The organism is Sporosarcina ureae (genome assembly GCF_002082015.1).
GTDB lineage: Bacteria > Bacillota > Bacilli > Bacillales_A > Planococcaceae > Sporosarcina > Sporosarcina ureae_A.
Genome location: NZ_CP015109.1, coordinates 2291090 through 2309570, shown reverse-complemented (window position 1 = coordinate 2309570; position 18481 = coordinate 2291090). Strand labels below are relative to the sequence as shown.

The following is an 18481-nucleotide window of genomic DNA, read 5'->3' as shown; positions in this document are numbered from 1 at the left end:
TTTTTAATTTTTATAGATAATATTTGTTGAAAGTAATTCTTGAACTTCTTCGGTTGAATATCCTGCTTCTTGTAGAACTTGTTCCGTGTTCTCTCCTAAATAAGGAGCAGGTCGATTATCTCTTTCAATAGAATTCTCGTATTTTATAGGGTTCCCTATATTTTTAATTTTCCCTAGTTTTGGGTGCTCCATTTCAATAATCATATCTCTTTCCTGCAGGTAAGTATCTTCAATAATTTGGTCGAATTTGTTAATAGGACCGCTTGGAACGCCAGCCTTATCTAATATATCTAGCCACTCATCAGACCTTTTAACACTTAATTCATTTTCAATAATGTCTTGTAGAATCTTCATATTTTCAACACGTTTTGAATTATCTTTGAAACGTTGATCGCATAGAAGATCTTTTCTACCCAGCGTATTGGCAAATTCCTCCCATAATTTCTGATTCGCGCAACCTATAATAATATGAGCATCTTTTGTTTTAAAAGCCTGATAAGGTGCAGCTAGACGATGCGAAGAGCCTAATGCTTTTGGTGTCTCTTTTGTTGCAAAGTAATATGCTGATTCCCAAGAACAAATTGCAAGTGTTGATTCCACAAGAGATGTTTCTAAATATTGTCCTGTTCCTGTATTATCTCTTTGTATTAAAGAAGCTAAAATACCGTAAACAGCTGTGAGCCCTGCCACAGAGTCCGAAACGGCAATACCTGCTTTTACAGGTAATCCGTCTTCTTCTCCTGTTGTACTCATAATTCCTGAAAATGCTTGCGAAATTATGTCAAATCCACCTTTGTTTTTATAGGGTCCAGTTTGTCCAAAACCAGATATTGAACAATAAATAACTTTTTCATTAATCTCTTTTATAGATTCATAGCCAATTCCTAGACGATCAACTACTCCTGGTCTAAAGTTCTCAATAACTATATCTGCATCTTTTGCAAGGTGTTTAAAAACTTCAACCCCTTTTTCAGTTTGTAAATCAATAGAAACGCTTTTTTTATTTCGATTTACAGCAAGGAAGGAAGCGCTTTCACCTTCAATGAAAGGAGGACCCATCTTCCTAGAATCATCCCCTATCTTTGGCTTTTCAACTTTAATTACCTCTGCTCCTAAATCCGCTAAGACCATTGAACAGAAAGGTCCTGCTAATGCTTGAGTCAAATCAATAACTTTCCTGCCTTTAAGAGGCTGCATGGGAACACTCCTATCCGTTAAAATAGTATAAGTTGGTATTAAAAGTTTTATGAATATTTGATTTTAATTCATTTTTTATATGTCGATAAAATTAGGTGTTCTTTTCTCTATAAATGAAGTGTATCCTTCTTTAAAATCTTTAGATTCATATGCATCTTTCATTAGTGAATCTACTTCACTTTTATTCATAGTGGAATCATCAAGTATAATCTTAATAATTTTCTTGGAACCTTTAATAGACTTTTGTGCTTTGCTGGCTAGCAGATTCGCATATTCATAAGTTTTCACAATAATTTCATCATCAGGATAGACTTTGTCTACTAATCCTATCCTTAATGCTTCTTCTGCATGTAAAAATCGTCCTGAAAATAGAATATCTTTTGCCCTTGAAGGTCCCACAGTATCCACTAAATTTTTTGTTGCATTTAACCCATAAATAACTCCCAGTCTAGCAGGGGTAATGCCAAATACCCCATTATCAGAGGTAAATCTCATATCACAAGCTAGCGCTACTTGACACCCACCACCAATACAATAGTTTTGAATCATTGCTATAATAGGCTTAGGAAAATTCTGTAAAGCCGCCTCGGCTTTTTCGACGCTAAGATCAAAATCATTTAACGCATTTTCATCTTTTAAAAACTCATCAAATTCACTAATATCTGCTCCGGTAGCAAACGCTGTACTATCTTTCCCCCTTAAAATAACCACTTTAATTTCATCATCATCTTCAAGCTTTTTTAACAACCTAGGTATAAGTTTCCAAGTGTTTAAATTTAATGCATTTCTTTTTTGAACTCTATTAAAGCTTAGAGTAGCTATGGTGCCTTTCTTTTCAATAAACATGTCCTCATTATTCATGGAAAATCCCCCTTTTAAAATTACTCTCTACTCTATTAAGGTAAACGTCAAACAATGAACGCATTGTTACTTATAAATATAAATGCCTCGAAGAATCTTATGATCGTAAGCGTCAAATAATGAACACATTGTTTCTTATAAATGAAAATGCCTCAAAAAATCCTATAATCGATTCTTCGATGTGTTTTGCAAGAAGAAAGTGCATAAGTTTGCAATGAAAAATACACAAGCTTGCCAGCCTTCAATTTAGTTTTTATCTTTGTCGCGATAAAGCGTTTGTAACTCTGAAACTATCTCCAGTAAAATTCAAAATGTGAGCATGATGGATCACACGATCTACTAATGCGGCAGTTAGTCTAGAATCACTAAATACACGATTCCATTGACTAAACTCCAGGTTTGACGTGATAATCAAGCTTTTCTGTTCGTACCAATCTGAAATAAGTTGGAAAAGGAGCTCAGCTCCTTCTTTGTTGAAGGGTACGTATCCCATCTCATCTAAAATAATTAAATCCACACTTTTGAATCGACCTCTAAACTGCGCTAATTTGCCGTCGCGCCATGCTTTTTCCAATGATTCAGCGAGATCAGAAACTCTGTAAAAGCGTACTTCTAATCCACGCTTACAAGCCTCATAACCTATGCCAGTTGCGAGATGTGTTTTCCCTGTACCTGGTGCTCCAGTTAATATCAAGTTCTCTCTACGACCGATAAAGTCTACCTTACATAGTTCCTCACTATCAATGTGTGCTGGAAAATGAATTTGTTCATTCCATTGAAATGAAGAAAGTGACTTCTTCTGAGTAAATTTAGCTTTCTTTATTAAACGTTCTGATTTTGCTTCCTCTCGGAATTGAAGTTCCTTTTGAAACAACTCATCTAAAAATTGAGTAGGATTCTCGAAAGGGATATCTTCGTAAATCTCATTCACATAAGCCAAGCGTAATGTTTTACAAATACTTTTCAGATTAGAAGTCATCGAGTTTCACCTTCAATCTGTGACGTACTTTGTAACTGATCATACATACTCCAATTAACATCATAAGGATGCTCTTCAGGTTCTTTTAAGACTTCAGATTGGCCACTCAAGAGGTCGTAGAATTCATCATTGATTTGGTTCATATTATGAGTTGCTAATAGCGCTATTAACCAATGTAAACGTTCTTTACGAATCGTCAGATTTGAGATATTGATGTATTCATAAATACGACCTGGAAGATACGGAGAGAACCGTGAATAGCTTACTGCACGCGGTTTACTTAACCAAGATTTTAAGATTGATTGCCAGGGAATCTCACGATTCTTATGCATATAAGGACGGTTGTCTTCATATAGAATCTCTCCGTGAGGAGATAGTACTTTGAATCGGTTCCAATATTTCACAATAGATAAGGATGGATAGTTATTTCCTCTTGGAATATAGACTCTCACTTTATCTAAAGTGATTTCACCATACTTATTAGACTGAACCTTACTCTCTTTAAACACGGGGAATTCTTCATCTGGTAGAGCCAATAAATATTCAAATTCTTCCTCCAAAAGTTTTTGTATCGAGATTTTCTTCTCATAATGAATTCGTTCTCGATCTTTTGTATGCTTTTGCTGCAATAAGTTCGTCAGATGTTCCAAGTTCTCTATAACTGGTGCGGGCGTGATGAAGTTATATCGAACATAGCCAACTTTATTTTCTACATTTCCTTTCTCGTGTCCTGAATACGGATTACAGGCTTGAGGTTCGAATCCGTAATGATTCGCAAACTGTAAGAATTCATTTGCAAACACAGTTTCTTCGTGTTTATTTCTTGGTTTAGTGACAGCGGTTACCATGTTGTCGATTCGGATTTTTCTTGGTACGCCACCTAGCTGCTGAAATATTTTCTTGAGTCCATAGAGAAGACATTCTTGATTTTCTGATGGCAACGGAATTGAATAGGCATCATTACTGAACGGTAGGGTCATAATTAAACAGTGAATATCACGATACTTACCATCTTGTACAGCTTCCATTAACCCGAAATCTAACTGCGCTTCTGCAGGCGGATGTATAAGACGCTCATAGTTTTTATCTGTAGTTTCATCTTCAATATTTTCTCTACTTTCTCGCCACTCTTTAATAAAGTACGATACGGTCCGATAGGAACCTTTGAATCCTAGAGCTTGTAGCCCAGTAAAGATCCCTTGGTTTGTTCTCCGTTTCTTTCTCTTTAGCTTTTGATCTTCCCAAAGCCAATCACTAACAATTTCTCCCCATTTTTCTTCGTACATCATACCGGATCTTTTCAACACTTTCTCTTGAGGCAGTTGGTCTTCATCCGCATACTTTTTAACAGTTCTCCAATTAAGATGTAACGTTTTTGCTATGTGATTTATAGATAATGATTTCTGATTCCTCATTAATTTGATACAATTGATTTCAGGCATTGCCAGCATTCCTCTCAACCTCCACTGATTTGATTCGACACCAATACAGTAGAGAAATTTTGGAAGGCTGGCAAGCCTTTTATTATTATTTTACAATTGCAGCGTTATGTACTTATTCCTTTCAAAACTCTGTACTTCTATCTTGCACTACACACTTCGAGACATTTTCTATTTCTTTGACTGAATATAAGATTCTTTGGCAAGGTCTTCGATCAAGTCATTAAGTCTTCAAATGCCTCGGCTTTTTCAAGTTTATGTAGATAGAGTTCTTCGAAATTGAACGGTAGGTAGAAGAAGGTATTCATACCATTCTCTTTTGCTGTCTCTATGAGACTGTAGGCTATTGTACTTGAGGTAGCATCACTTGTGGAGACTGCGTACAGCCAGTTCTTTTTACCAATTACAATAGTCTTTTTTGACCGTTCTGCTCAATTATTGTTGATCTCAATACGGCCATCTTTCACGAACGTCGTCAATTTAGGCCATTGTTTTAGCGTATAGGAGATGGCAGACTCAGTTGCGGTTTATGGAGCAACTATATCCCGTTGTTCTTCGAGCCATACCAAAAAGCTTTCAGCACATGCTGACTGACATTGTTCCTTATTTCAAGTCGTTTCTCAGGCGTTTTATCTTTTAATTGCTTTGAATATATTCTTCTAATCGCTTAATCTTTAGCAAGGAATTTAACCTACATGAAATTGAGTCAGTAAAGAATCACCGATTTTCACATGTGTATTTCCTAAATATACTATTAACTTAGTCATTTATTACTTAGTCATGTTAATAATCACTTTACTTTAGGATGACCAACTTTATGTAATAAACAACTCTATTGAATTTAAAATCGTCATAGCAGATACCACTCTTGCTTTAATACTTTCTTATAAGGATTTTAAATTTAATCCAAAAATAATATCTATACCTACGTACTGTAAAAGTATTAGGTTAATTCAAACAGCTTAATCTCTTGATCATATGTAGTTTTTTTAACATTAGAACTCTAATTCAATTTCTTACCACCTAGTTTTTCTGATTGTAGATACATTACTCTTTTAAAATGATAATCTAATAACATACACTGATTAATGCATAGAAAAGAGTGACCACATGAATCCCTACAAAATAGCCGTAATCTCCGGAGACGGAATCGGCCCAGAAGTAATAAACGAAGGCATCAAAGTAATGAAACGTGTAGCCGATCTAGACGGAAGACTCTCCTTCGAATTCACTCACTTCCCATGGGGCTGCGAGTATTACCTCGAGCATGGCCAGATGATGGCAGATGACGGGATGGAGCAACTCTCCAAATTTGACGCAATCTATTTAGGCGCGGTTGGATTCCCTGGCGTACCCGACCATATTTCATTATGGGATCTACTATTAATCATTCGAAAGCAGTTCGATCAATACGTGAATATCCGCCCTATTCAGTTGTTAAACGGTGCGCCTTGCCCTATTGAAAACGGTACGAAGGAAACGATTGATATGCTGTTTATTCGGGAAAACAGTGAAGGTGAGTACGCAGGGGCTGGCGATTGGTTGTTTAAGGATAAGCCCGAAGAAGTGGTGTTGCAGACGGGAGTGTTCTCTCGTAAAGGAACGGAGCGGATTATTCGTTATGCATTTGAGACGGCTTCGGCTCTTGGGAAGACGTTGACTAGTATTAGTAAGGCGAATGCATTGAATTATTCGATGGTCTTCTGGGATCAAGTGTTTGAAGAAGTGAGTCAAGAGTATCCACATGTGGAGACGGCAAGTTATTTGGTCGATGCGGCTGCGATGTTGATGATTAAAGATCCCGCACGGTTCGAAGTGGTGGTGACGTCCAATTTGTTTGGCGATATTTTGACAGATCTAGGGGCCGCACTCGCTGGTGGGATGGGACTGGCTGCCGGGGCGAATATTAATCCTGAAAAGACCTACCCTTCTATGTTCGAACCGATTCACGGATCTGCTCCTGATATAGCGGGTCAGCATATTGCGAATCCGTTAGCTGCGATTTGGTCGGCTAGTCAAATGTTTGATTTCTTTGGATTTGAGGATCTCGGGAAGTTGTTGCTGGATTCGATTGAAGAGTTATTGGTATCGAAGTCTGCGTTGACTCCAGACTTGGGTGGTAGTGCTTCTACTATTGAGGTTGGGGATGCGATTGTGGAATTGATTGAATCGAAGTATGTGTTGTGACCTAATGTAAGTATTTGATGTACTTGCCTATCAAATGTGTAAAAGTGCTATTCCGTTCTAGGATAGCACTTTTCCTTTTGGGATTGGCTGACTTCCACTTGGTTACTTGGAAGAGGTATCCGGTGATCCTCCACACTAGAAATTCTTATCCTTCGAGCTTTTCAATACGCTACCGATCCAGTTTTTCTTTTTTAAGTAGTAATATAAACTCCACGTAGAAAGAGCGATGACGAGGATCGCTCCCAAATAGCCATATTTCCAATCGAGCTCGGGCATGAATTTGAAGTTCATTCCCCATAAGGCACCCCAAGCGGCTACTGGCGTGAAGAGCATGGTGATGACAGTCAGCGTTTTGACGATTTCGTTGCCTCGATGGGAGGAGATGATGGATTCGAGATCGATCAGCTGTCCTATTTCTTCGTTGTATTCGTGGATCGTCTGGTGGCATCGTCGGATACGCCGACAGGTCCGCTTGTAGAAATACCCTTCCAATACGTCGTCTCCGAATGCTTCCACTATCGCTTCCTGGATTTCCACGAACGGTATGATGAGGTTTTTCCACACTAGCACTTCATACCGATTATCCATGATTTGTTCAAAGACTGGTTCATCATTCTCTGCTTTGACGCTCCACAGTAAATCATGCATTCGGTCTTCAAAGCGTTCGATTTTTTGCAGGAATACGCTGATGATTTCTCCGACCAGCGCCATGAATCCCTCGATGGCATTCTCTGCTTTGTCCATGTATTTCAGTACTTGTTGTTCAAAAGCGCCTGTAAAAAATGCTGGATCCATACCGTATGTCAGAAGGAAATCTTTTGTGAGATAATAATGAAGGATGATCTTTTCGCTGCGCACGTTAACGTTCTGTGAATAGACAAAGGAACCCCACATCGATTCCTTTCCATCTTCACTCGCATCCATTTCCAGGTTACTGCTTTGATGTTCAGCTAACGACATGGCCCAGCGTTTGCCGGCTAATGGAATATCCGGGAACTCGTTCATCTTCTGTTGAGTGGTTGCGTCAATACGGACCCATGACCAATTTTCATACGCAAGTATAGGCTCCACCATCGGACTCCCCCCTTTCTGTCTAACCTTCCTTTTCGAGAAGCAAATTAAACATTTGAGAACGGATGTCGTAGCTCTTTGCATTATGTAGTCAAAATAACGAGGGCATGTTCTAGCAATGCATTTCCTATTGTTTATCTATAGAATTCCCCGTTCAGTAAGCTGTATATAATAGAGAACAAAAAAACGCCCTAGCATCTATAAAATGCCACGGCGCCTAATTTCTTCTTCAAGTAGTTCAATAAATGCTTGATCTAATTCTATTTCCTCTGTTCGTTCATACACTTCGAGCAATGCTTTGTTAGTTAAGTTTCTCATAGAGCACCCGCTTTCTTCTAGTTGGATTGTATTTGTATGGTTATTTGCTAACTCTACCCTTTAGTAAAGCATTTAAAACATTTTTTAAAAAAAGTATGCATATTTTTTTTACTGCTTGTAATGCAATGAACAAGTGGCATGCAGAGTGGAGATTTGCAGTTTTGGGTGCCTCACACAGAACGCTTCTGGCTGGAATTCCAAATCAACTTATTCCATAGACTGTGTCTTCTATAGGTGTTCTTGTAAAATGCAGTAAATGTACTAAAGGTGGTAACATTCTGCCTCCTTTACAGCATATAAAATGCTATAATATAATTTATTATTCCTACAATTCGGAGGGGTTTTGAAAATGAGGATTACGAAGGGCATTGAGTCTTCACCCGTCGGCCATGTGGTGTATACATACACCGACATCGACAAATATATAGAACACACTACTTCCTATGTAGCTGAAGGACTGGATGAAAATCATGTCGTGCTGTATGTGGATCGACTAGAAAATTTTACCATCATTAAAGAAAATCTTAGAAATATGGGCTTTTCGAAAAATCAAATAGATCATATTCATTTTATCGATACCAAAGTAGCCTATAACACACATGAAGATTTCAATGCCGAGACTATTGTAAAGGTTGCAAGTGAAACCATTAATTTCCATACCAAGGAAGGGAGTACGATTCGCGGATGGGGCTTGATGACTTGGCGACCTCAAAATATTAAAACGTTAACTCCTTCTATCGTTATACATGAAAAAAATTTTGATGACCTTTTCTCTAAAGTTGCGAATATCACAGCGAATTACATTCAAGTATGCGCTTATGATAGTGTATCTTTGACGGGTTCACTTCTAACTGAACTCCTGCGAACCCATGAATACCATATGACAGATACGAATTTCTCGCCTTCACATGTATATAAAAAAGAATCCGTGCGTTTTACAGGATTATCTGAACAGCTACAGTTTGAAAAAGAATTACGCAGCCATGATACGCGTAGAGACAAATTAGATATGACCGGCAAATTGGCATCGATTATTGCGCATGAACTTCGTAGCTCTCTTACTGTCGTGCAAGGCCGTTTACAATTGTTTGATCTCACTAGTGGTGGCTATAGCGAGGCAAGTCAAGCACATCTCGACAGCCTCAAAAAAGGATTACAAGAAATAGAACAAACCGCCTCTCAGTTTTTATCTCTAGCGGAATCACATGTAGAAAATCAAAAAATACTCAATATCTCAGAGTTAGTTGAACAGGTTACCATGCAGATGAAAGCAACTACAGACATGAAACACATTGACATGCATGTCCATTCGGATAATTACGAGATGATGATTTTCGGCGATGAACTGAAAATAAAGCAAGTATTTATTAACATAGTCAAGAATGCTATTGAAGCTATGGAAACCGGAACGATCACACTTGAAGTGAAAGACGAACAGGATCACGTGATCATTGAAGTTTCCGACAACGGTCCGGGCATACCTGATGACATCTTACGTCAAATAGGCGATCCTTTTATGTCTTCAAAAGAAGATGGTACTGGGTTAGGATTGTTGATCAGTGAAAAAATCGTTAAAGAGCATAACGGAAGCTTATTACTCCATACGTTGATTGGTAAAGGGACGACCTTTACAGTAAGATTGCCAAAACTATAACTGAAATTGTGACCAGCCCACATCGCTGAAAGTTTTAGATGATTTCAGTTGATAGATCGTACATGCAGTTTTTCCTCTTATTCGCAATCGTTTCTTGGCTGCGTGCGCCTGTGATCTGTTGCTTCTAATCATTTTGGCTTCATTAGAATGCCCCCTTTCCAAGCAGTTTCACAAAATATACTAACTGTATTATTTTTTACTATTCAATCTAACTTATAGAAATTAAACTGTTATAATATGAATAATTACTCGGTATAGTTAGGGGGGTTTTTACCATCACACATTCAATCGACAACAATAAAAAGATGAAGCCTACTCAGGACATTGAATCCTTACTAGCTGGCAATATTGTGTACACGTACGCAGATTATCACAAGTATTTAGAACATGCTACTTCCTATATAGCTGAAGGTCTGGATAAACAGCACATCATTCTGTACCTGGATCGATCAATGAATTACGCTTCTGTTAAAGAAAATCTTAGAAACGCAGGATATTCAGAGGAGCAATTGGGTCATATCTATTTTGTGGATACGGACATAGCAAATGACACGTACGAAAATTTTAATGCGGAGGCGGTTTTAAAAGATTTACATGACTTCTTTGATCCTCATATGAAAGAAGGTAACATGCTTCGCGGGTGGGGATTAGTGACGTGGCGTTCTCAAAGTAAAAAGACGTTAATCCCCTCTATTGCCTTACATGAACAAAGTTTTGATGATTTTTTCTCTAAAGTAGCGAATATCACGAGAAAATTCACCAATGTGTGTGCTTATGATGGTTTATCTGTATCTGGTACACTCTTGATTGAACTTCTGCAAACCCATGAATACCATATGACGGATACGGATTTCTCGCCTTCACATTTATATAAAAAGGAACCTGCTCATTTTACAGGGATCGCAAAACAACTCCAATTTGAAAATGAATTACGAAACCATGATACTCGTAGGGATAAATTGGACATCACCGGAAAATTGGCTACCATCATTGCTCATGAACTTCGTAGCTCTCTTACTGTTGTGCAAGGTCGATTACAATTATTAGGTTTGACAGATTGCAATCGTAGTGAAGCAAATCAAATACAACTTGACGGGATCCAATCCGGAATAAAAGAAATAGAACAAATCGCTTCTAAATTTTTATCCTTAGCCGAAACACATGTGGTCAATCAAAAGGTGATCCATATTTCGGAGTTAATCGAAATTATTAAGGTTCAGATGGAATCCAGGATGGACATGAATGCCATTGAGATCCATGTACATTCCGATAACCACGAGTTGACGATGTTCGGCAGTGAACTGAAAATAAGACATGTATTCATTAATCTCATCGAAAATGCAATCGAAGCGATGAAAACCGGTACCATCACGCTTCATGTGAAAGACGATCATGATCACATTACTATTGATGTGTCCGATACGGGTCCAGGGATTCCCGATGAAATTCTACGTCAAATAGGCGACCCCTTCATTTCATCAAAAGTGGATGGAATAGGGTTAGGGTTGTTGATCTGTGAAAAAATCATTCGAGATCATAATGGAAACTTCGGATTACACACTGAGATTGGTAAAGGGACGACCTTTACAGTTAGTTTGCCAAAATCCTAACGAGGATCGCAATGAAAAAGAAGCTGAAGCCATTATTTCGGGCTCCAACTTCTTTTTATTTTGTGATTTTCTGAATCTGTCTACAGCTAATTCATTCAAATAAGGACATTCAATAAAATACTTAACGAAATCACACTTAGTAGCGTAGAAATCAACGTAATCATCGACACAAGCTCAGGCTCGGTATCAAATTCAATCGCATACATAGTCGTCGTGGCCGCTGTAGGCATTGCTGAAATGATGATGAGTACTGTCCCTACTAGAGGATCCATTCCTACGAATAGCACGAAAACAAACGCCAATATAGGGGCTATGACCATTTTCAGCACTACGCCAGAGATGACTACTTGCCAATTGGGTTTCTTCCGAATGACGGATCCTAGTTGCATCCCTAGCATGATCATCATGACAGGGATCGCGGCATCCCCGACCATGGACGTCGTTGACATGATCGACTCCGGTACAGTGATGTGGAAGTACTGGAAAGCGAACGCGAAAATAGCCGCGTAGGTCGTCGGCATTTTAAATACCATCTTTATAGATCGACCGATGCCACTCGTACTGCGTGACGCATAGTAGACACCGAAGAAGTTGTTTTGCAGAGATTGTATGACCATGATGAAGATGGCATAAGGTAGCGCTTTTTCTCCTAAACTAAATAACACGACCGGCAAACCGTAGTTTCCCGAGTTCATGAAACCTGTGGCTAGTATGGAGGCACTTTCTATTTTTTTATCCCATTTAAAGATTTTCGCAATGATCTTGTTGAGTAAGACCATTGCATAAAAAAGAGCAAACATGTAAATCAGGATTGTCATATAACTTGCATTAAAGTCCGCCTTATATAATGAAGTAAAGACAAGGGCAGGCGATAATATATAAATCGAAAGAGACGATATCGATTTTATATTTAATTGCTTCACTCTTTGTAAAATGAATCCCACTATGAATACTGAAATAATCGGTAAAATAACCGTGAAAAATAACCCCATTTATACACCTCTAACGATACTATCATTTCCATGTACGTCGCTTTGATGAACTACAAAGCAAACCTACAGATACAATACTAATCGTAATCTTGTAAATTGTCTCTGTATATGGGATTTTTATTGTAATTGAATGTGTAAAACTGCAGATAAAAGAAGGTACCACTCTTGTATGGGTAACTTCTTTTGCGTACAGATATAAGGCTAATTTGTAAATGATAAAGTATTTAGTACTTTACGTTCTACGAATGGCAATAGCTTCATCATGTGTTTCACTGATATATTTCGCAATTCCTTCTTGCTCCCCTGCCAATTCCGTCAGTGTGGCATTTAATTCTTCTACTGCCGCTGTACTTTGCTGCACTACGGCGGCAAATTCTACTGTGCGTTCGCGAATTGTCAGTGTGCGCCCTGTCATGATTTCAAATTCACGGATAAATGTAGCTAACTCATGTTGCAATGCAGACATGACTTCATGCAATATGCCAAAGGATGCGCTGGATTCATCCGCCACATGATTTTGCATCGTCAACTGCTTCAAGCCTTCTTCTAATTTTCCGACCGCAACCGTATTCGTACTATTTAACTCCACTAAATTCGTGTCGATTTTCTGAAGTGTCTCATCCGTCAATCTAGCCAGTTTACGAATTTCATCCGCCACGACCGCAAAACCTTTACCGTGTTCGCCTGCACGCGCGGCTTCAATCGACGCATTTAACGCCAATAAATTCGTTTGCTCCGTAATTTGTTTAATCGAACTAGCAAATGCATTCGTCTCGTTAATTTTACTAGACAGAACACCGAATGTATCATTCAAATCAGTAAAGAATTCGGCGAATGTATCGAGACTCTCCTTCAATCGAGTCATTTGTGCAGTGCCTGTCTCCGCCTTACTCCCCGCGTCGTTTGTTCTGTCCCCTAATTCACCAAGCCCTGCCGCAATCTCTTGAATCGCTTCATGTGTCTGTTCTGCATTTTCTGCAATCTCCGCAATATGGTCGGCCTGGTGTTGGCTGCCTGAACTCACTTCATTGACCGCCTCTAGCATTTCACGCTGAGAAGTAGTGGACCTTGTCGCATTCGTTTGAATAAACGCTAGATTAGACGTGATTTTCGTCACGGCCGTATCCAACTCCTTAAACAGCACTTGTTCTTCTTCGGCTTTTTGCGACGTCAGGGCCAGAAGCTCTTCTACATGTTGAAAGACCCGATCATTCTGTCTGACCAATAAAAACAAACAAAGGGCTGTAAGAAAGTGAAGAAGCAGTAAATTGGAACCGCTTCCACTTACGACCTCCGGCGATACGAAATATGTATTGTTCAGGAGCAGTGCAAATACACTCAGTGCATAAGCAAATCCAATAATACGCATTTTCCCATGAACCGCACCTAACACTAAAACCAGATAAATTACGCCAATCGTCCCTAAGTTAGCATTCGAGAAGAAAATCAAGCTCATCGAAATGCCGAACGTTAAAAAGACTAAAATATACGGAAATTGTTTCGCGATGAAAGTAGACGAATTCATAAATAAGTAAACTAAGATGGCCACGACGAACGGAATAGCGACGGAAGTAATAATAACGGCGGATGACTGAAGAATGATTTGAGCCAGGAGCCCAAGTCCCGCAGCCAGCCCAAAACTGAGCGCCATAATTTTGTTTTTGTTCATCCAATCGGTGTGTTTTAGTTCTTCTATTTTCATCTTTCATTCTCCTTTGGTGGCAATGGCCTAGGAGGGTTATGGAATACCCTTATGTATAAGGTATCATGTTGAATTTTCTAAATATATAGGTAATTTTATTCAATTATATTTATATAGTATTTTAGTAGAGGAGTTAGTAGGAATTTAATCGTTCCCAAGATGTCGTGGATTTCATTCACCACCCACCTATACATCTTTCGTACATTGCCTCCAACTCGTCATCCCCCATTTTCTCTACATAATGCATCGAATAATTCGAGCGCAAGCAAATGACCAAGATCAGCACACCGCGTTGTTCCTCTGTCATGCCCCCACCTCCACCCGATACAACACACGCTCACCTGCTTTTGCGTGGCCCACATACGCTGGGTACGCAATGATCTCTTTCTTATGCTCATACAGGCATTCTTCAGCGCCGGTTTCCGCAAACGTCATGTAGTGGATCATCAGTCGATCGGCTCGCGTGATGTTGCGTTGAGGTCCCCGGAATAATTTTTCATGTAGTCGATAGGCATCGAGTGAATGCTCTGCCAGATAAAAGGCGTACCAATGATCGGGCTCGTCCATAACAAATAATTTTACTTTGCCGATATTCAAGTCGTTATTCTCCATCATTCGCTTAATTTCCACTTCGTCAAATTCGATGGTTTGTAGTTTTTTACTGTCGTCATCGAATGTAACGTGGTCTTTCAGTAAGGCCCAATGAATGCTGTGGGCCAAGTGTGATAAGTCCATTTCTAACGCGTAGTCGAACATGTCTTGAACGGTGATCATTTGGTTTCTCCCCTTTTGTAGATGTCTTTATCGAAATCATAGATCTTGCCGGTTTCTTTGCTGTAGATGGTCGTGACCGTGCCGGTCGGTCCATTGCGGTGTTTGGCAATTTCGATTTCCATTATATTCGTCGGTTCATTCTCTCTGTCGTAATAATCTTCACGATGGAGAAGCGCGATGACGTCGGCGTCTTGTTCTATATTTCCTGAGTCGCGCAAGTCGCTCATGACGGGATGTTTGTCGTGCCGTGTTTCAGACGCTCTGGATAGCTGCGATAAGACGACGATGGGGCAGTCGAATTCTTTTGCCATCGCTTTTAATTCATTGCTGATTTGTCCGATGGCTACGGTTTGATTGATGACTTTGCCTTCAGGACGGATGATTTGTAAATAGTCGATAAATAGGATCGGTCGTTTTGTCGGATTCGTTTTGATGATATATCGAGCTTTTGCTTTGATTTCTCTGACGGATAGACTGCAATGGTCGTGAATGTGAATGCCTCCGTTGTCCAAATAGTTCAGTGTGGGTGTCCACCGTTCTTTTTGTGGTTCAGTGAAATACTCATACGGATCGCGCATTCGTAAGCGATTGTATTCGCCTGTCGAAGCGATCATCCGGTCGATCATCGTTTTACGATTCATTTCAAGCGAAAAAACGATCGGTATATGTCCATCCTTGCTAGCTTGCAGTGCGAAGTGATTGAGCACGTCCGTCTTTCCCATGGATGGCCGAGCCGCGACAACGATGTACTCACTGTCTTGGAAGCCGTTCAGGAGTTTGTCCAAGTCGCTAAGTCCTGTCGAGATGCCAGGCTCTGTTAGATCCGGCCTGAACGGTCTTTCATATTGCGTGAGTAGATAGTCATTTAGTAGAGTCGCCTCTCTACCGCTATTTAGATCCTCCAATTCTTCTAAGGCATGCACGATGTCTTCCGTGCTCCAATCATGCTCGATTGCTTGCTGCAATACCCGTGCCGTTTCTTGCTTTTTCCATCGGTCGATGATCATTTCTTCATATTCATCAAAACGTACGACATTCGCAAATCGTTTGAGTCCGTAGACGTAATTGGCCCCGCCTAGTTCACTCGGTTCTCTCCTCGTCAGCACGGTAATATAGTCTACCGGTTTCCCTTCTTGCGCTAATTCCCGCATGACCGTGTAAATCGTTTGATGGACACGGCCTTGGAAAAATGGCGCTTGCATGTGGCTATCGAGAATCAAATAATTTTCTTCTAACATCGCACCTAGTAAACTTTGTTCAGCAAGTTCGTAACTCATATGCATTCTCTCCTTTTTCAAAATCTAATGTGGGTGTTACATAAGCTTTCAATACCGTGGATCGGGATATTTCAGCTGGGGCTTCATTCAAATAGTTTTCGAATTTCTCTGCTTTAAACAATGTCGATGGTTGTAAGTAGTGACGAAATTGTGGATGATGGAGCCATTGCGCTGCTTTCGTATCGATTACTAGTTTGAAATCGTTCAATGTGTACCCTTCTTCGATCCGTTCATGGAGAAGGTCCATCGTCGTGTTCGCGTTATGCTTGAATCGCTTGGACGCTTTTTGGTTTAAATACTCAATGACAGAAGAAATAATGGCGAGATCTTTCTCGCTATATCTTTTGTTCTTTGTAGTCTGTTTAAGTTCTTTGGTTATTGCTGGGAGCATTATGTTCTCCTCAGACAGACGTTTTTGTTCGACTGTATCAACCGTTTCTGTCTGCTCGAAAGGTACAAATTCGCCGCACGTCTGTGACAGCTTTTCATAATCAATCCGATACCATTTTGTGCGATCCATTGGCATTTTATTGTATGCGGACGTAATAAGCAGTTGGTCTTTCTCTAATTTTTTCACTAGCCTTTTGACTAGATGAATGGTCCAACATGGAAATTCATGCGTCCACTCTTCGTACGTGTTATACACCCATCGATGGCCTCCTTTGATGTTTTTAGATATTTGCAATCGGTAATGCAATTGCTGTAGAAACAGTGCTTCGTTTGTACCTACTATGGCAGCAAACTGTGGTGAAAATGGGATTTTGATCTGTTGGTTATTTTGTTTCATTATTTTGCGCCTCCTGTTTAGTTGGTTGATGATTTGTTCTTTCATTAGTCATATAGAAGAATTATTCAAAAAGGATACTATTTTTTAAAATTTATTTTTTATTTGTTTAAATTAGCGTACAAAAAAAGAAGTTACGGCTCGTATTTTGAGCTGTAACTTCTTTACGTAGTGACTTTTTTACAACGGAACAATGATTGTACTTTTCATACATGTTTCTTCACGGCACCGATGGTAAGACTTACTTCTTACCCGCAATCATTTCAAATAGAATATTCGCATGATCTGTATTATCTAACAATCCTGTAAAGCGCTCTTTGGATGGTCCAAATGCATAAACGGGTACATCTTCACCTGTATGTCCACCGGTTGTCCAACCCGTATAGGAGCGTGTGTCGATGATCTGTTTGATAGCCGTTTCAATATCACTTGCCTCTGTACCTGCCGCTTGGACTGCTTCTATTTCCTTCTTTTCTAACGGTAAACTTTCTTGATCGATGTAGCGTTCTAATGTCTCTTCTACATCGTTACCGTTTGCAATTTGTTGCGAAATGAATGCGGGTGTGCGCTTCACTGCTTTGATCGCATCCACCGACCAATCATATACGCCATCCGCTCCTATGGAAAATCCTCCAGTTGAATGGTCCGCAGTAGCCACCACTAATGTGTGCTCATCTTGTTCCGCAAATTCGATGGCTGCTTTGAATGCTCTTTCGAAGTCTTCCATTTCACTCATCGCACCGACAATATCATTATCATGGCCCGCCCAGTCGACTTGGCTGCCTTCCACCATGAGGAAAAATCCTTCTTCGTTTTTCTTCAATCGCTCAATCGCCGCTTCTGTCATATCTTCTAGCGAAGGTGTTTCTGCCTGACGATCGATCATTTTGTCCATGCCGCCATCCGCGAACAATCCGAGTATTTGATCGTTCTTATTCTCCAATAACTCTTCTTTTGTCGTGACATATCCATATCCATCTAGTTCGAATGAATGCGCATGGCTCAAGTCTTCTCTGACGAAGTGTTTTTTTCCACCGCCTAGAAGGACATCGATTGTATGCTCGCCGTTGATGCGTTCATTGTAATAATCATCGGCGATCTCATCCATATTCTTTCTACTTTCGTTATGGGCACCGTATGCTGCAGGAGTGGCATGTGTGATTTCAGAAGTCGCGACGAGCCCAGTCGATTTCCCTGCCTCCTTTGCCGCTTCGAGGACAGTTTGCACACGCTCTTTCTGTTTATCCACCGCAATTGCGTTATTGTATGTTTTGATACCTGACGACATGGCTGTTGCGGCGGACGCTGAATCTGTAATCGATTCCTCGTCATCATCAGGGTACGTCATTTGTTGACCCACTAGATGTTGATCGAACGCTGTTAACTCTATCTCAGGGGTAGTCGGATCATCTTTGAAGTAACGATAAGCGGATGTATAGGAACTTCCCATACCATCCCCAATCAAGAATATGACGTTCTTGATCTCCGGTGCGTCTTCCTGTTCCACTTCGTCAGCTGAACTCGCTGAATAATTACTAGTCCAGATAGCTCCACCAATTAAGGCAGCGGATAGCGCTAATACGGGTACGATGGTCTTTCTCATCTTCTTCAACAATAAACAACCTCCTGTATTTGT

At 39.9% G+C, this 18481-nt stretch carries 16 protein-coding genes and 1 pseudogene; 3 read left to right on the top strand and 14 right to left on the bottom strand.

Going from position 1 to position 18481, the window contains the following annotated elements; translation table 11 throughout:
* Nucleotides 1-3 precede the first annotated feature (3 nt).
* From SporoP17a_RS11360 to SporoP17a_RS17325, 5 genes and pseudogenes are all read right to left on the bottom strand, one after another.
* Nucleotides 4-1197: a CaiB/BaiF CoA transferase family protein gene (locus tag SporoP17a_RS11360; protein ID WP_083034740.1), complete on the bottom strand. Its 1194-nt coding sequence runs from the start codon at nt 1195-1197 to the stop codon at nt 4-6.
* 75 nt (nt 1198-1272) lie between these two features.
* On the bottom strand, nt 1273-2058 hold the full coding sequence (locus SporoP17a_RS11355) for an enoyl-CoA hydratase-related protein (RefSeq protein ID WP_083034739.1): 786 nt from the start codon (nt 2056-2058) through the stop codon (nt 1273-1275).
* A 253-nt stretch (nt 2059-2311) separates the two neighbouring features.
* Nucleotides 2312-3037 carry an IS21-like element helper ATPase IstB gene (gene istB, locus SporoP17a_RS11350; protein WP_083033518.1) on the bottom strand — a complete coding sequence of 242 codons (726 nt, stop codon included), beginning with the start codon at nt 3035-3037 and terminating at the stop codon, nt 2312-2314.
* Nucleotides 3034-4488 carry an IS21 family transposase gene (istA, locus tag SporoP17a_RS11345; protein ID WP_083033520.1) on the bottom strand — a complete coding sequence of 485 codons (1455 nt, stop codon included), beginning with the start codon at nt 4486-4488 and terminating at the stop codon, nt 3034-3036. Before istA ends, istB begins: the two co-directional genes overlap by 4 nt.
* Before the next feature lie 419 nt (nt 4489-4907).
* Nucleotides 4908-4988: pseudogene (locus tag SporoP17a_RS17325) on the bottom strand (IS66 family transposase); the annotation flags it as partial.
* Nucleotides 4989-5586: 598 nt separating this feature from the next.
* Between SporoP17a_RS17325 and SporoP17a_RS11340 the strand changes: the two are divergent.
* Nucleotides 5587-6663: a tartrate dehydrogenase gene (locus SporoP17a_RS11340; protein WP_083034738.1), complete on the top strand. Its 1077-nt coding sequence runs from the start codon at nt 5587-5589 to the stop codon at nt 6661-6663.
* Between the two features lie 135 nt (nt 6664-6798).
* On the opposite strand, the gene SporoP17a_RS11335 is transcribed toward SporoP17a_RS11340, so the two are convergent.
* Complete coding sequence (locus SporoP17a_RS11335; RefSeq protein WP_167693419.1) at nt 6799-7737, bottom strand: magnesium transporter CorA family protein; 939 nt, start codon at nt 7735-7737, stop codon at nt 6799-6801.
* Nucleotides 7738-7932: 195 nt separating this feature from the next.
* The gene (gene sda, locus SporoP17a_RS11330; protein ID WP_083034736.1) at nt 7933-8052 is read right to left on the bottom strand and encodes a sporulation histidine kinase inhibitor Sda; all 120 of its coding nucleotides are present in this window, start codon (nt 8050-8052) and stop codon (nt 7933-7935) included.
* Nucleotides 8053-8401: 349 nt separating this feature from the next.
* Between sda and SporoP17a_RS11325 the strand changes: the two genes are divergently transcribed.
* Entirely contained in the window at nt 8402-9706 is a 1305-nt protein-coding gene (locus tag SporoP17a_RS11325; protein ID WP_083034735.1) for an ATP-binding protein, read from the top strand.
* 350 nt (nt 9707-10056) lie between these two features.
* Nucleotides 10057-11316 carry an ATP-binding protein gene (locus SporoP17a_RS11320; RefSeq protein WP_208859797.1) on the top strand — a complete coding sequence of 420 codons (1260 nt, stop codon included), beginning with the start codon at nt 10057-10059 and terminating at the stop codon, nt 11314-11316.
* A gap of 95 nt (nt 11317-11411) precedes the next feature.
* Here SporoP17a_RS11320 and SporoP17a_RS11315 read toward each other — a convergent pair whose 3' ends face one another.
* The 7 genes from SporoP17a_RS11315 to SporoP17a_RS11290 all read right to left on the bottom strand — a co-directional run bounded on the left by SporoP17a_RS11315 (nt 11412) and on the right by SporoP17a_RS11290 (nt 18448).
* Nucleotides 11412-12308 (bottom strand): AEC family transporter, encoded by an 897-nt coding sequence (locus SporoP17a_RS11315; protein WP_083034733.1) that lies wholly within the window; start codon nt 12306-12308, stop codon nt 11412-11414.
* Between the two features lie 232 nt (nt 12309-12540).
* Complete coding sequence (locus tag SporoP17a_RS11310) at nt 12541-14010, bottom strand: methyl-accepting chemotaxis protein (protein WP_083034732.1); 1470 nt, start codon at nt 14008-14010, stop codon at nt 12541-12543.
* Between the two features lie 175 nt (nt 14011-14185).
* Nucleotides 14186-14317 (bottom strand): hypothetical protein, encoded by a 132-nt coding sequence (locus tag SporoP17a_RS17165; protein WP_257788185.1) that lies wholly within the window; start codon nt 14315-14317, stop codon nt 14186-14188.
* Complete coding sequence (locus tag SporoP17a_RS11305) at nt 14314-14784, bottom strand: hypothetical protein (RefSeq protein WP_083034731.1); 471 nt, start codon at nt 14782-14784, stop codon at nt 14314-14316. Before SporoP17a_RS11305 ends, SporoP17a_RS17165 begins: the two co-directional genes overlap by 4 nt.
* Nucleotides 14781-16061 carry a replicative DNA helicase gene (locus SporoP17a_RS11300; protein ID WP_167693418.1) on the bottom strand — a complete coding sequence of 427 codons (1281 nt, stop codon included), beginning with the start codon at nt 16059-16061 and terminating at the stop codon, nt 14781-14783. Before SporoP17a_RS11300 ends, SporoP17a_RS11305 begins: the two co-directional genes overlap by 4 nt.
* Nucleotides 16042-16848: a conserved phage C-terminal domain-containing protein gene (locus SporoP17a_RS11295; protein WP_167693417.1), complete on the bottom strand. Its 807-nt coding sequence runs from the start codon at nt 16846-16848 to the stop codon at nt 16042-16044. Before SporoP17a_RS11295 ends, SporoP17a_RS11300 begins: the two co-directional genes overlap by 20 nt.
* Nucleotides 16849-17086: 238 nt before the next feature.
* Nucleotides 17087-18448, bottom strand: coding sequence for an alkaline phosphatase (locus tag SporoP17a_RS11290; RefSeq protein ID WP_083036060.1), 1362 nt, complete (start codon nt 18446-18448; stop codon nt 17087-17089).
* Nucleotides 18449-18481: the final 33 nt, after the last annotated feature.

What these genes read in the sequence shown, in the direction of transcription:
- SporoP17a_RS11360 (WP_083034740.1), bottom strand. Translation starts at nt 1,197, where the DNA reads ATGCAGCCTCTTAAAGGCAGGAAAGTTATTGATTTGACTCAAGCATTA.
- SporoP17a_RS11355 (WP_083034739.1), bottom strand. Translation starts at nt 2,058, where the DNA reads ATGAATAATGAGGACATGTTTATTGAAAAGAAAGGCACCATAGCTACT.
- istB (WP_083033518.1), bottom strand. Translation starts at nt 3,037, where the DNA reads ATGACTTCTAATCTGAAAAGTATTTGTAAAACATTACGCTTGGCTTAT.
- istA (WP_083033520.1), bottom strand. Translation starts at nt 4,488, where the DNA reads ATGCTGGCAATGCCTGAAATCAATTGTATCAAATTAATGAGGAATCAG.
- SporoP17a_RS11340 (WP_083034738.1), top strand. Translation starts at nt 5,587, where the DNA reads ATGAATCCCTACAAAATAGCCGTAATCTCCGGAGACGGAATCGGCCCA.
- SporoP17a_RS11335 (WP_167693419.1), bottom strand. Translation starts at nt 7,737, where the DNA reads ATGGTGGAGCCTATACTTGCGTATGAAAATTGGTCATGGGTCCGTATT.
- sda (WP_083034736.1), bottom strand. Translation starts at nt 8,052, where the DNA reads ATGAGAAACTTAACTAACAAAGCATTGCTCGAAGTGTATGAACGAACA.
- SporoP17a_RS11325 (WP_083034735.1), top strand. Translation starts at nt 8,402, where the DNA reads ATGAGGATTACGAAGGGCATTGAGTCTTCACCCGTCGGCCATGTGGTG.
- SporoP17a_RS11315 (WP_083034733.1), bottom strand. Translation starts at nt 12,308, where the DNA reads ATGGGGTTATTTTTCACGGTTATTTTACCGATTATTTCAGTATTCATA.
- SporoP17a_RS11310 (WP_083034732.1), bottom strand. Translation starts at nt 14,010, where the DNA reads ATGAAAATAGAAGAACTAAAACACACCGATTGGATGAACAAAAACAAA.
- SporoP17a_RS17165 (WP_257788185.1), bottom strand. Translation starts at nt 14,317, where the DNA reads ATGACAGAGGAACAACGCGGTGTGCTGATCTTGGTCATTTGCTTGCGC.
- SporoP17a_RS11305 (WP_083034731.1), bottom strand. Translation starts at nt 14,784, where the DNA reads ATGATCACCGTTCAAGACATGTTCGACTACGCGTTAGAAATGGACTTA.
- SporoP17a_RS11300 (WP_167693418.1), bottom strand. Translation starts at nt 16,061, where the DNA reads ATGAGTTACGAACTTGCTGAACAAAGTTTACTAGGTGCGATGTTAGAA.
- SporoP17a_RS11295 (WP_167693417.1), bottom strand. Translation starts at nt 16,848, where the DNA reads ATGAAACAAAATAACCAACAGATCAAAATCCCATTTTCACCACAGTTT.
- SporoP17a_RS11290 (WP_083036060.1), bottom strand. Translation starts at nt 18,448, where the DNA reads ATGAGAAAGACCATCGTACCCGTATTAGCGCTATCCGCTGCCTTAATT.